Annotated in this window: 11 protein-coding genes; 4 read left to right on the plus strand and 7 right to left on the minus strand. The window is 46.2% G+C overall.

The window, feature by feature from the left end:
• Window positions 1-59: 59 nt before the first annotated feature.
• From cmoM to mukB, 4 genes are read left to right on the plus strand one after another with little or no spacing between them, the layout of a single operon-like run.
• Entirely contained in the window at window positions 60-851 is a 792-nt protein-coding gene (gene cmoM / locus B7360_RS11790; RefSeq protein WP_031780158.1) for a tRNA uridine 5-oxyacetic acid(34) methyltransferase CmoM, read from the plus strand.
• 2 nt (window positions 852-853) lie between these two features.
• Window positions 854-2,191, plus strand: coding sequence for a chromosome partition protein MukF (gene mukF, locus B7360_RS11795; RefSeq protein WP_009707095.1), 1,338 nt, complete (start codon window positions 854-856; stop codon window positions 2,189-2,191).
• Window positions 2,172-2,897: a chromosome partition protein MukE gene (gene mukE, locus B7360_RS11800; protein ID WP_005532796.1), complete on the plus strand. Its 726-nt coding sequence runs from the start codon at window positions 2,172-2,174 to the stop codon at window positions 2,895-2,897. Before mukF ends, mukE begins: the two co-directional genes overlap by 20 nt.
• A 2-nt stretch (window positions 2,898-2,899) precedes the next feature.
• The gene (mukB, locus tag B7360_RS11805) at window positions 2,900-7,363 is read left to right on the plus strand and encodes a chromosome partition protein MukB (protein WP_085343605.1); all 4,464 of its coding nucleotides are present in this window, start codon (window positions 2,900-2,902) and stop codon (window positions 7,361-7,363) included.
• A 142-nt stretch (window positions 7,364-7,505) separates the two neighbouring features.
• Here the strand turns inward: mukB and B7360_RS24530 are convergent, their stop codons facing one another.
• The 7 genes from B7360_RS24530 to B7360_RS11835 form a co-directional block, all read right to left on the minus strand.
• A complete protein-coding gene (locus tag B7360_RS24530) occupies window positions 7,506-7,658 on the minus strand; it encodes a hypothetical protein (protein ID WP_005390736.1) in 153 nt (50 codons plus the stop codon).
• Window positions 7,659-7,877: 219 nt separating this feature from the next.
• Window positions 7,878-8,846: an alpha-L-glutamate ligase-like protein gene (locus tag B7360_RS11810; RefSeq protein ID WP_006742116.1), complete on the minus strand. Its 969-nt coding sequence runs from the start codon at window positions 8,844-8,846 to the stop codon at window positions 7,878-7,880.
• A 3-nt stretch (window positions 8,847-8,849) separates the two neighbouring features.
• On the minus strand, window positions 8,850-10,355 hold the full coding sequence (locus B7360_RS11815; RefSeq protein ID WP_085343565.1) for an inactive transglutaminase family protein: 1,506 nt from the start codon (window positions 10,353-10,355) through the stop codon (window positions 8,850-8,852).
• 11 nt (window positions 10,356-10,366) lie between these two features.
• On the minus strand, window positions 10,367-11,113 hold the full coding sequence (locus tag B7360_RS11820; protein ID WP_012841986.1) for an ATP-dependent zinc protease: 747 nt from the start codon (window positions 11,111-11,113) through the stop codon (window positions 10,367-10,369).
• Window positions 11,114-11,389: 276 nt separating this feature from the next.
• Window positions 11,390-12,361, minus strand: coding sequence for a tRNA 5-methoxyuridine(34)/uridine 5-oxyacetic acid(34) synthase CmoB (cmoB, locus tag B7360_RS11825; protein WP_012841985.1), 972 nt, complete (start codon window positions 12,359-12,361; stop codon window positions 11,390-11,392).
• Window positions 12,362-12,446: 85 nt separating this feature from the next.
• Complete coding sequence (gene cmoA / locus B7360_RS11830; RefSeq protein WP_012841984.1) at window positions 12,447-13,184, minus strand: carboxy-S-adenosyl-L-methionine synthase CmoA; 738 nt, start codon at window positions 13,182-13,184, stop codon at window positions 12,447-12,449.
• 93 nt (window positions 13,185-13,277) lie between these two features.
• Window positions 13,278-14,144 (minus strand): DUF72 domain-containing protein, encoded by an 867-nt coding sequence (locus B7360_RS11835; protein WP_074191082.1) that lies wholly within the window; start codon window positions 14,142-14,144, stop codon window positions 13,278-13,280.
• Between the last annotated feature and the right edge of the window lie 93 nt (window positions 14,145-14,237).

Below are 14,237 nucleotides of genomic sequence, written 5' to 3' on the forward strand. Positions count from 1 at the left end.
TATTCCTGCTTTCCTTGTGCCAGAATAGCGGCACAATCCGTTATGATAACTCAGCAGAAGTGACAGAAGACCGCAATTTCGACGATATCGCCCACAAATTTGCAAAAAATATTTACGGCTCCGACAAAGGGGAGATCCGCCAAATCATTGTGTGGGAAGATTTTCTACAGATTCTAAGTGAATTAGATGCTGACCAGCAACCCCTAGAGGTGTTGGATGCCGGTGGTGGTTTGGCACAAATGTCGCAAAAGCTTGCTAAGCTCGGACATCGAATCGCTTTATGTGATCTATCTTCGGAAATGCTGCAGTTGGCTAAGCAGGATATTGAAAAAAACGGTTTGCTTGAGCAGTATCGCCTGATTCATTCGCCTGTCCAATCCATTGGTGAGCATATGGGTGAACAGGTGGATCTTGTTATGTTTCACGCCGTCATGGAGTGGTTGGTCGATCCTAAGGCCGCACTTGAAACGGTACTAGAACAAGTAAAACCGGGAGGCATTGCATCAGTGATGTTCTATAACCACCATGGTTTAGTCTATAAAAACGTGGTTTGTGGCAACATTCCTCATATATTAGACGGCATGCCCCACCGAAAAAGATTTAAACTACAGCCACAAAAAGGCTTAAAACCTGAAGAAGTCTACCAATGGATAGAAGATTCTGGTTTTAGTATTTGTGGCAAATCTGGTATTCGTTCCTTCAGTGATTACATAGGCAATATGCAATACATGGGCGATTACGAGTTTGAAGATGTGTTGGCGCTAGAAAAACAACTTTGTCGACAAGAGCCATACCTCTCATTAGGCCGCTACATACACGTGTGGGCTAAGAAGAACGATAAACAGGAATAACGATGAGTGAGATGACTCTCAATGCTGCAGAGCAACCAATCGATGAGTTGGTTGGCTGGGTTAAGCAGCACGATTTCTCGTTGAACCTGACCACTGAGCGATTGGCATTTTTGATTGCCATCGCTGTACTAAGTAATGAAAGGTTCGATGAAGAATTGGGTGAAGGTGAATTGCACGACGCATTTGCGATCGTCACTCGACTTTTTGATGAGACCGGCGAAGCTTCGGCTTTCCGTGCGAACAATGCCATCAACGAGATGGTTAAGCAGCGTCTTATGAGCCGTTTTGTCAGTGAGATTACTGACGGAGCGAGCATTTACCGCTTGTCGCCATTAGCGATAGGAATTACCGACTACTACGTGCGTCATCGCGAGTTCTCGAAACTGCGCCTTTCTATCCAGCTATCGATGGTAGCGGATGAAATGGCAAAAGCGATTGAAGCGGCACAAAAGGGTGGCACTCCGGGCCACTGGAAGAAAAACGTTTACGGCATTTTGAAATATTCTGTAGGCGAGATCTTCGATCAAATCGACCTTAACCAACGTGTGATGGATGAGCAGCAACAGTCTGTTAAACAACAGATTGCTGATCTGCTTAACAAAGACTGGCGTGAAGCGATCAACAACTGTGAAGCGCTACTGTCAGAAACATCAAGCACGTTGCGTGAACTTCAAGATACGCTGCAAGCTGCCAGTGATGAGCTGCAAACTCAGATCCTAGATATTCAAGAAATTGTTTACGGCGATCCTGAGCTTGAGTTCATCGAAGAAGCCTTATTTGGTCTGCAAATGAAGCTGGACCGAATCACAAGCTGGGGCCAGCAAGCGATCGACCTTTGGATTGGTTACGACCGACACGTACACAAGTTTATCCGTACTGCCATTGATATGGATAAGAACCGTGCGTTTAGCTCGCGTCTGCGTCAATCCGTCAAAGATTACTTCGATGCGCCTTGGTATCTGACTTATGCAGATGCGGAAAGGCTTTCTGACCTTCGTGATGAAGCCCTAGTACTGCGTGATGACGAGGTAACGGGTCAAGTTCCGATGGAAGTAGAATACGAAGAGTTTCAACAAGTCAATGATGAGTTGGCAGAGCGAATTGGTGACATGCTGAAAGCGCATAAAGATCAAGGCACACCAATCGACTTGAGCGTGGTTCTGCGAGATTACCTTGCACAACACCCATACACTCATCACTTTGATTTAGCTCGCATTGTCGTTGATCAGGCTGTACGTCTGGGTTACTCAGAATCCGACTACCAAGCTGTTCAGCCAGACTGGAAAGCAATCAACGAATTTGGGGCAAAGGTACAAGCGAATGTCATCGACCGATACTAATGAATACATGTCAGAGAATCTGGCAAAAGCAATTTCTAACCCTCTGTTCCCAGCGCTAGACAGCATGCTTCGAGCAGGGCGTCATATCTCAAGTGAAGATCTAGACAACCACGCGTTGTTGTCGGATTTTGAACTTGAGCTTTCTTCTTTCTACCAACGCTACAACACCGAATTGGTGAAAGCGCCAGAAGGTTTCTTCTACCTTCGTCCTCGTTCAACTTCTTTGATTGGCCGCAGTGTGCTTTCTGAGCTGGATATGCTGGTGGGTAAGGTACTGTGTTTCCTTTACCTAAGCCCAGAGCGTCTTGCGCACGAAGGCATCTTCACTAACCAAGAACTGTACGACGAACTGCTTGCACTAGCAGATGAAAACAAGCTGATGAAGCTGGTGACCAACCGTGCTACCGGTTCTGACCTTGATAAAGAAAAGCTGTTTGAAAAAGTACGTACGTCACTTCGTCGTCTACGCCGCCTAGGCATGATCATCAACATCGGTGAAACCGGTAAATTCAGCATCAGTGAAGCGGTATTCCGTTTTGGTGCCGATGTACGTGTTGGCGATGATATGCGTGAAGCGCAGCTACGCCTGATCCGTGATGGTGAAGCGGTAGTGCACACCAAAGAACCAAGCCAAGGCAGCCTATTGTCTGAAGAAGATCAAGACGACCAAGCCCAAGAAGAAACAACAGAAGAGGGTGAAGCATGAGCATGATTGAACGCGGTAAATACCAATCGCTGACCATGGTCAACTGGAACGGCTTCTTTGCCCGTACTTTTGACATCGATGGTCTGGTCACCACGCTATCAGGTGGTAACGGTGCAGGTAAATCAACCACAATGGCGGCGTTCATCACCGCATTGATTCCTGACCAAACGCTACTGCACTTCCGTAACACAACCGAAGCGGGCAGCAGCCAATCGTCTCGCGATAAAGGTTTATACGGTAAGCTGCAGCCGGGCGCATGTTATGCGGCGCTAGATGTGGTGAACTCACGTAACCAACGCCTACTGTTTGCAGTAAAACTGCAGCAAGTTGCGGGTCGCGATAAGAAAGTAGACATCAAACCGTTTGTTATCCAAGGTCTTCCTAGCCATGTGAAACCAACGGATATCTTGGTTGAAAGCGTATCTGCGACTCAAGCTCGTGTACGTCAAATCAACGAAGTAAAAGAATCGATCGCGGAATTTGAAGGCGTTCAGTTCAAAGCGTTCTCTTCTATCGTGGATTACCACGCACAAATGTTTGAATTCGGTGTGATTCCGAAGAAACTGCGCAACTCTGGTGACCGCTCTAAATTCTACCGCCTGATCGAAGCATCGCTTTACGGTGGTATTTCAAGTGCGATTACGCGCTCGCTACGTGACTACCTTCTGCCACAAAACGGCGGCGTGAAGAAAGCGTTCCAAGATATGGAATCGGCGCTGCGTGAAAACCGCATGACGCTAGAAGCGATCAAAACTACGCAAGCTGACCGTGACTTGTTCAAACACTTGATTACAGAGTCGACCAACTACGTGGCAGCAGACTATATGCGCCATGCCAACGAGCGTCGTAAAAAACTAGAACAGACACTGTCTTTGCGTTCAGAGTTATTTGGTTCTCGCGAGACCTTGATTGAGCAAAACAACCTGCTTAACCGCGTTCAAGAAGAGCTGGAACTGCTGATCGAATCAGAATCTTCTTTAGAGCAAGACTACCAAGCGGCTTCGGATCACTTGCAACTGGTGCAAAACGCGCTGCGTCAGCAAGAGAAGATCGAACGTTACCAAGAAGATCTTGAAGAGCTGAGCGAGCGTCTTGAAGAACAAATGATGGTAGTGGAAGAAGCGCAAGAACGCGTGATGATGGCTGAAGAGCAAGCGACCGTTGCAGAAGAAGAGGTGGACAGCCTTAAGACGCAACTTGCTGATTACCAGCAAGCTCTTGACGTTCAGCAAACTCGCGCGCTTCAATACCAACAAGCCGTTCAAGCGTTGGAGAAAGCCAAGCAGCTACTTGGCGATGACAGCCTAACGGCGGAATCCGCACAAGCGTTAGTGGCGGAGCTGAAAAACAAAGAGTCGGAAAATACCAATACGTTGTTGTCTGTGAAACATAAGCTCGATATGTCATCAGCTGCGGCAGAGCAGTTTGATACTGCATTGAAGCTTGTACAGAGCATCGTTGGCCCTGTTGAGCGCAAAGAAGCCTCTGAGCACGCAAAACTGGCAATCGCTAAAGCTCGAGAATCACAGCAAATTGCACAAAACGAACAGCAATGGCGAGCGCAACATCGCGATCTTGAGCGTAGCCTCAATCAGCAACGTCAAGCACGTGAACTGGTTGCTGAATACAAAAAGCAATATCACGTCGAGCTAACCGATGAAGTTACGTTTGAACAAGAACGTGAACGTCATGCGATGCAAATCGAATCACTAGAGATAGCTCAAGAAGAAGTTCGTGATCAGCGTGGTGAACAGCGCCGTCTAGAGCAAAACGCGGCGGCAGAAATCAGTAAACTTGAAGCGATAGCGCCAGCTTGGATTGCGGCTAATGATGCGCTAGAGAAACTGAGAGAGCAGAGCGGGGCAGACCTTGAGGATCGCCATGCGGTAATGAACCACATGCAGGTTGTTCTTGAGCAAGAAAGGGAGCTGTCCTTAGCTAAAGATAAACTTGCTGAGCATCGCAGTCAGCTTGACACTGAGATTGAACGTCTTGCTTCTCCTGGTGGTTCAAACGACCCTCGCCTGAAAGGTTTGGCTGATACTTTAGGCGGTGTATTACTGTCTGAGATCTACGATGACATCACGATTGATGACGCGCCTTACTTCAGTGCGATGTACGGTCCGGCTCGTCACGCTATCGTTGTTTCTGACCTGTCAGGTATCGAAGAGAAACTGGTAGAGCTAGACGACTGTCCAGAAGACTTGTACATCATTGAAGGTGACATCGATGCCTTTGATGACAGCTCGTTCGATGCAGAAGAGCTAGAAGGCGCGGTTTGTGTTCGCATGAACGATCGCCAAATGCGTTACTCTCGCTTGCCTGAGATCCCATTGTTTGGTCGTGCAGCACGTGAGCAGCGTCTAGAGTTGCTGCGTAACGAACGAGAAGAAGTGGTAGAGAAACACGCAAAAGCGGCGTTTGATTCTCAGAAAATGCAGCGCTTATACCAAGCGTTTAACCAATTTGTGTCTAACCACATTCAGGTTGCTTTTGACGCCGATCCAGAACAAGCACTGGCAACCATTCGTGATAAGCGTAACCAAATCGCTCGCGTGCTGGCGGATCTGGATGCAAAAGAGCAGCAGCAACGCTCTCAGCTTCAAACTAGTAAGCAAGCACTGTCTTCTCTGGACAAGCTAGCATCACACATGGTGCTTGTTGAAGATGAATCATTGCAAGCGCGTTTTGATGAGCTAGAAGAGAAAATCGCTCAGCTTGCAGAGGCGAAAAACTTCTTAAACAATCATGCAAAAGCCGTCGCGCAACTAGAGAATATTGCGTCTGCGCTTGATGCTGACCCAGAGCAATTCGATGCACTAGAAGCAGAATACAAAGCAGCAGATGAACAGTTACAAGATCTTAAGAAGCAAATCTTTGCACTCTCGGATCTGGTTGAACGTCGTCACTACTTCGCTTACTCAGACTCGGTTGATCTTCTGAACAAAAGTAGCGAACTGAGTGAGCAGCTAAAAGCGAAGTTGGTTCAAGCTGAACAGACTCGTACTCGTTCTCGTGAAGAGTTGAAGCAAGCACAAGGGCAAATGAACCAATACAACCAAGTATTGGCGTCTTTGAAGAGTTCGCATCAAGCTAAGCAAGAAACCGTACAAGAGTTCAAACAAGAGCTGCAAGAGTATGGCGTAAATGCCGACGAAGGTGCGGAAGAGCGTGCAATGCGCCGTCGTGACGAGCTGCACGAACGCTTACATACTTCACGTAGTCGTAAGAGTGAATACGAGCGCACGATAACGTCGACCGAGCTTGAGATGAAAGGCTTAGCGAAACGTCTGAAGAAAGTGCAGAAAGAATACGCAGAGCTGCGCAAATTTGTCGTTGCAGCGAAAGCGGGTTGGTGTTCAGTACTTCGCTTAGCGCGTGAAAACGATGTTGAGCGTCGTCTACACAAGCGCGAACTGGCTTACATGTCGGCGGATGAATTGCGTTCGATGTCGGATAAATCATTGGGTGCGCTGCGTTTAGCGGTTGCGAACAATGACGACTTGCGTGATGCGCTGCGTCTATCAGAAGACAACGCACGTCCAGAGCGTAAAGTTCTGTTCTACATTGCTGTATACCAACATCTTCGTGAGCGTATTCGTCAGGATATCATCCGTACTGATGATCCAGTGGAAGCGATTGAAGAGATGGAAGTAGAGCTAGCGCGTCTAACGGAAGAGCTAACGCAACGTGAAAACCGCCTAGCGATCAGTTCTGAGTCGGTAGCGAGCATCATCAAGAAGACGATTCAGCGTGAGCAAAACCGTATTCGTATGCTGAACCAAGGCTTGTCGAATATCTCGTTCGGTCAGGTGAAGGGCGTACGTCTAAACGTGAAAATTCGCGAAAGTCACGAAGTGCTACTGAACGGTCTAGCGACACAACAAGAGCAGCATAAAGATCTGTTCGAATCGACTCGCTTTACCTTCTCTGAAGCAATGGCGAAACTGTTCCAACGTGTGAACCCACATATCGATATGGGTCAACGTTCTCCTCAGGTTCTGGGTGAAGAGCTACTGGATTACCGTAACTACCTAGAGCTAAGTGTAGAAGTGAACCGTGGTACAGATGGTTGGCTACAGGCCGAGTCTGGCGCGCTATCAACAGGTGAAGCGATCGGTACTGGTCAGTCAATCCTTCTGATGGTTGTTCAAAGCTGGGAAGAAGAATCTCGTCGTCTACGCAGCAAAGACATTGTGCCTTGTCGTTTGCTCTTCTTGGATGAAGCAGCGCGTCTGGATGCGAAATCGATCGCGACATTGTTCGAATTGTGTGACCGTCTGGATATGCAGCTTCTTATTGCGGCACCAGAAAACATCAGCCCAGAGAAAGGTACTACCTACAAGTTGGTGCGTAAGGTGTTTAAAGACCATGAGCACGTACACGTAGTTGGTCTACGTGGTTTTGGTCAAACGGATAAGCCTAAGACTGAAGCGCAAGAGATGATTGAAGAGTTTGAATCGTAAACTTCGAATCTAGCAAAACGCCCGCATTTATTGCGGGCGTTTTTGTATTTGTTAGCGGGAGGCTTCAAAGCGTATAAAATAAGCCGAGACTGTAGGACGACAGTCTCGGCTTATTAATAGAACTCAGCAGGGAGGCTAAGTTTTATTCCTCTGAAATATCGTCTCTGATATCGATCATTTCAGCAAGCTCTTCAAGTGCTTGGACAGAAAGCTCAGACAAGCGTTGTAAATGCTGGTCTAAGCTCTCTTGTTCTTCAAGCTCTGGTTCATCGTTATCTGTTTCTTTTGTTAGCATTTCTCAACCTCTCAAGTTGAGTAAGGGGAGACCTCATCATACTCAAAAGTTAAAGGAGAAAAGAAACGATCTATGTTGATTCTGTTAGCTCGATCATTGATTCAAGTTATAGGTGAGATGGGTTTGTTTAATAAGATGAGTAGGTAGACGGTTTTGGAAACGGAAACAAAAACGCCAGCAATCAGAACAATTACTGGCGAATGATATTTTGATTGGCGATTAGAACTGTGGTTTTACCCCAAACTGCTCTGCTGCGTAGGCGACACGTTCAATCGGCTTTGGATACTCGGCAGGTGTGCCGAGGCTCTCTATGTGTTTCAAACGAGGAAGCAAGCCTGCACCATTGGCGATTTGGATTGCCAAGCCAGGACGAGCGTTGAGCTCTAAAACCATAGGTCCTTCTTCTTTATCTAACACCATATCCGTGCCCATGTACCCCAACCCTGTCATCTCCCACGCACTAGACGCAAGCTCAAGCAAGCGCTCCCAGTGCGGGACTTGGAGGGTAGAAAGGTCTTTGCCTGTATCCGGATGGTGGGTGACTGGATGGTCGAATTGCACCGCTCGGATTGCTTTACCTGTGGCGATATCAATGCCCACGCCCACAGCGCCTTGGTGAAGGTTTGCTTTACCGTCCGACGCCGCCGTAGAACAGCGCATCATTGCCATAACAGGGTAGCCTTTAAATACGATGATTCGAACATCAGGCACGCCTTCATAACTGAAGCCATCGAAACAATCATCAAATTTAATCAGGTTCTCAACGACTGCGACGTCGTTTTTACCACCAAGAGAGAAAAGGCCAGCAAGCGCATTACTGATATGACGTTCAACTTCGTCCTTACCAATTGTAGAGCCGGAAGGTTTGGTATAGACCCCATCTTTATGCGAGGTAATAACCAAAATACCCTTACCACCACTACCTTGAGCGGGCTTGATAACAAAACCAGGCCAATCTTGCACCATTCTATGGATTGTCTTTACTTCTGCTTGGTTATGAATAACGCCGATCAGGGCAGGGACTGTCGCCCCTGCTGCCTGCGCAATAATTTTAGTCTTGAGCTTGTCATCAACTAATGGGTATTTAGAACGATCATTGTAACGGCCGATATAACTGTGGTTACGTTTGTTCATCCCCATAATGCCTTTATGGCGAAGCTTAGCTGGCGAAGTAAAACTTTCGAACATCGTTTAGTCCTCCGCTAGTGGTTTGAAACGACGTAACTCAGTTAGACGGTAACCTGTGTAAGTACCTAGCAATAGAATACCGGCCAGAACAATCAACTGTAGACCAATGAAATTAAAGGTTAGGTGCTGAATGTATGAGTTCGTCATCGCTAAGTAAACCAATACTGCGGTGAGCAGTGAGCCCCCACCTTGCAGAGCGACTTCTTTCGCGCCTTCTTCTTCCCATAGGATAGACATACGTTCAATTGTCCATGACAAGATGATCATAGGGAAGAACGTAATTGTTAAGCCTTCCGTTAAGCCCATCTTAAATGCGACTACTGTGAACACCGAAATGATCATAATAACGGTAATAATGACCGCTGATATCCGTGCTACAAGCAGTAAGTTCAACCTCGATAAGTAACTTCGAATAATCAAGCCTGTGCCAACGATCAGTAAGAAACCGACAATACCCGTTAATAGCTGGGTTTGAACAAATGCAACAGCAATCAGTACTGGCATGAAAGTACCGGATGTTTTTAGACCGATAATCACACGCAAGAACACCACGATAAGGGCACCGATAGGGATCAGCATGATGGTCTTAAACATTGCTTGTTCTTCAAGAGGCAAGCTATGAATTGAAATATTCAGCAGCCCATCAGCTTCTATCTTGTTGTTCGTCGCTTGCTGTGGAGTCATTTCTTGCTTGATCATTGAGAAATGAACTTGGCTATTTTTACCACCAACAAGATCAAGCAGGGATACATTCGACTCATCCCAAACTAATAAGTTTGGTTTCACGGCTTTCTGTTCGGAATTTGGTGAGAACAGTACCCAATCTTTACCTGACCAAACCTGAACCATTGGTTGAATGGTTTGGCGTCGACGGCCATCTTCTAATTCAATCACACCAACTGTTTTGCTTTGGATGCCAGCCGTTAGCAGAATATTGTGCAATGCATCAGTACGGCTGAAGTCATTCAGTAGTAGCGATGAGTTTTGACTGTCTGGGTCATTAAGCGCTTTGATGAGCTCACGAGTAAAGGTCACATTGTCGGCAGAGCGACTCATCGCACGGTCTACAAGGGCATTTGCCGCCGCGGCTTGTGGAGCTGATAGCGTTGGTGGCGTAATGTCTTCAGTTGGTGGTAGAGGCGTAACTTTAGCCTGAGGGTCCACTAAGAACTGCGCTTTGTAGTAAATGGTTTGAGGACCTTTGGCCTGACGAATTGACCACTCGGCACGACGTCCAGAATCAGAATTAATGTAGGAAACGCCATAACCAGAAGAGGAAGCGGATTCACCGATAAGCGTATAACCACTTTGTGTATGAGGTGCTGCGAGTGAAGCTTTGACTTCATTGCCGTTAGCATTGAACTCAATACGTGCCTCTACATCCCATACCTGACGAGTTTCGCCTGGTGTCCAAGGCACGCCGTAGTTTTCATGTCTGAAAACACTCAAAGCAATGCCCGCAATCACCAATAAGATGATTGAAAGGTAAAACGGTATTTTTGACGTCATAATCTACCTTATTATTTTTTATCTTCGTCCGTTTGGATATAGGTACGACTTACATCGACAAGTGCGATGTCGCGCATAAATTCTCTACCCAGTAAAATAGGATGGTTCATATGCGAGCGATCTGCCAACGTAAATTGCGCTTTTTCATGAATTTTTCCAACGCGCACCCAAAGTTCGACTACAGCGCGACGTTCCAGTTCTTCACTGGTAACTTGGCGAATTTTTACGTAACGAATGACAGGCGCTTCGATCCAAGTATTTTTTTCTTCTTCAGATTTACTGGTATCTGCCAGGTGGAATCGAACCCAGTTTTTGCCGTTTCTTTCGAACTCTTCAATATCAACTGCATTTAAAGATGAGGTTGCGGCACCAGTGTCGACACGTGCATCAAAAGTCTGCTTAATGGAGTCAATAGTGACCTTTTCAATTGAGCCAAGGACAATATCATGAGTTGGTGTTGGTTCCACAGGAGCAGGAGATTGGACAATAATCGGCTCTTTTGGCTTTTTCACTTCTGCCATTGCTTCATCGCGAAATGTCAGAAGTTCAACCTGTAGTTTATCGACTTGTTCTTCAAGGCTGTCGATATAGTCCGATTGGTTGCTGAGCTGAAGCTCTAAGTTAGTAATGCGATTATTGACATTCGCTTCTGAAGTTTGAATAGCCGCTAACGTTTCTTGGTGGTACTGTTCGCCTTTGGTTAGTGAGCATCCAGATAGTAAGGCGATGGCAACAATCGGGGTCAATCGTAATAACATTGAAAACCTTGGGATTGGATTAAGTTGTTTATTTTTTAGGAGTTTAGCTCATATCGATAAAGCCTCACAAGTAAGAATGTTTCTCTATTACTTATTGTTTGAGGAATAGTGATGAAAAGCTAAAAATCAAGGACATAAAAGCGCATCCTTATTTAGAGCGTGCTTATGTTTTGATGTAACAAATGGACTCGAAAAGCAAACACGCTCAGTACGAGGAAAGAGGGTAATGTCTTAACTCGTAAAATGAGTTAAGACAATGTCAGGAATCTCAGCGAATTATGGTTTGCGAGCGACAAGAACCGCGCGGCGAGGGGCAGGGTAACCTTCTACAGTCTTGCTTGGGTCGTTCGGATCTAGATAGTCTGGTAGAGAGTTATGCGTCATCCAATCTGTGGTACGTTGTTCATCAACCGAAGTGACGTTTTCATCAACGATGCGCACATCTTCAAATCCTACCAACTCTAACCATACTTTCAGTGCTTTTGCTGAAGGGAAGAAATAGACATTGCGCATTTGTGCGTAACGAGAAGTTGGAACCAACACTGAATTCTCATCACCTTCAATCACTAGTGTTTCTAGTACGAGTTCACCACCAGACACTAATTGATCTTTTAGCTGCACCAAGTGATCCAGTGGAGAGCGACGGTGGTAAAGCACGCCCATGCTGAATACCGTGTCGAACGCTTCTAACTTAGGTAGTTGTTCAATACCCAACGGCAGTAGGTGCGCGCGTTGGTCATCGCCCATGAGTTTACGAATTGCTTCGAACTGAATTAGGAACAGGTGAGATGGATCGATACCGACGGTTAAGCGTGCACCTTCACCCAGCATACGCCACATGTGGTAGCCGTTACCACAACCAACATCGAGTACGCTGCGGTTCTTTAATGGAGAAATATGCGGAAGCACGCGGTCCCATTTCCAATCACTGCGCCACTCAGTATCAATATGAATGCCGTGTACGTGGTATGGCCCTTTGCGCCACGGATGGAATGTACGAAGTAAGTTCTCTAATTTCTTCAGCTCACCTTCATGGAAAGGAGTGTCGTTGCTGATGGTCACTGAATTCTTGATGTCAATTTGATCCGGTGAGCCTTCTGGAATCTTGTTCAGTGCTTTCAACCAGCGACCAAAGTCACCGTGCTCTGCATTTTGCCAATCCGTTAGCTGTTGTGGTAGCACATTGAGCCAAGGTTGAAGACGTGTGTCTTGGGCAATCAATTGGTAGAAGTTTGCAAAGTTAAACATAGTTAGTTAATCGCTGAGTTGATGGTATTAAAATTATTAAATAACAGCCTAAAGTGGCGTGATTCAGGGCCTTTGTATGCACGGTTTATTTAATTGCGAACATAGAGCCAAAGTTAAAGCATTGGAACCAAACATCGTAGCTAGAAAAGCCAATTTTAGCGAAACGCTCTTTATGCTCTTTCTTTGAATCTGGGCGCATTACGTTTTCTATCGCGCTGCGCTTTTGGCTGATTTCTAGTTCGCTATAACCATTTGCACGTTTAAAGTCGTGGTGAAGGTCAATTAATAGCTCGTTTGACACTTCATCTTCGAAGACGAATTTCTCCGACAAAATCAAAATTCCGCCTGGACGTAGACCTGCATAGATTCGTTCAAGTAGGGCGTAACGATCGTCTGGAGAAAGAAATTGCAGAGTAAAGTTCAGTACGACAACTGATGCGTTTTCAATATCGATATTACGAATATCCGCTTCAACCACATCTACAGGAGTATCGCTTCGGTACGCGTTGACGTGAAGTTTACAACGCTCCACCATCGCAGGAGAGTTGTCCACTGCGATGATTTGGCAACCTTCTTGTTTGATATGGCGACGCATAGACAATGTTGCAGCACCCAAAGAACAGCCAAGGTCATAGATGTTTGAGTGGGGCTTTACAAAACGCTCTGCCAGCATACCGATTGCAGAAATAATATTGCTGTAACCCGGTACCGATCGTTGAATCATGTCAGGAAATACTTCCGCTACGCGTTCATCGAACGTGAAATCCCCAATTTTATCGATTGGAGCCGAAAAAATAGTATCTGGATTGCTCTTAGGGTTCATAACTAAGTCTCTGCATACAAGCCGCCTGAAAACGTCAGGCACCAAAAAAGGCGCGTATTTTATGGGAATTTCGCGCCTCTGTCATGTGTTGCGTTAGAACATCTGCAACTGCGAGTTGCCATCGTTAGCCGGGAAAGAGGCCAAGTCAGGAAGTGTTATACGCTTTTGTATGTCTTTATACAGATTGGCTGCCAACTCCGGCGCAATTATATTGTCCGCAGTATGGATCATGACATACGGCTGTTTACCTTCTGCAATCCATTGCGGCAACTTGCTGAGCCATGGTGTAAAAAACTCGTAATTTTGCTGTTCTTCTGGATGACCAATAAAGCGAATCAAAGGGTGTGAAGCGGTAGCAATGGCGTGGACTGGTACTCTTGGTTTTTTCATTTGCGCATCAATGATCGCTTCATTGTCTGGCTTAGCGGCAAAGACAGGGCGGCTATCCATAATAATGCGGTCAATGTTATTTTCTACTAACCATTGGTTAAGCGCTCGCTCTTCTTCACCTTTGGAGAAAAATGCCATATGACGAACCTCAACACCAAGAGGGAAGTTAGGTGGAAAGCTCGCACAGAACTTTTTCAGTCGATCAAGGTGCTCAGGACCAAATGCCGCTGGCAATTGAATTGTCCATTGCCCCACACGGTCATGCAACGGCTCCATGACTTTCATGAAGTCTCTCAGCTGTTCGCTGCAACCTCTTAGCATTTGCTCATGAGTGATGGCTTTAGGAAGTTTGAAAGTAAAGCGAAAATCATCGTGGGTTGCTGCTCTCCAGTTTTGCACCGTGTTGAGCGTCGGCGTGGCATAAAATGTCGTGTTGCCTTCCACGGTATGGAACACCTGTGCATACTTTTCTAAACGTTCAGCGGGCTTTGTCCCGCTGCCGTAAAAGCTTTGTTGCCATTGATTGTGCGACCACATCGTCAATCCAAGTCGAAGAGGTAAGTTATCCATTATTCTTTACTGCTTACTACTCGTGTGAATACTTTACGAGAGTTTTGCTGAAATAGGTAATTTCACGCTATAATCCCCACCAATTTTTTCGCT

The sequence above is a fragment of the Vibrio sp. ArtGut-C1 genome, assembly GCF_002105475.1.
GTDB lineage: Bacteria > Pseudomonadota > Gammaproteobacteria > Enterobacterales > Vibrionaceae > Vibrio > Vibrio diabolicus.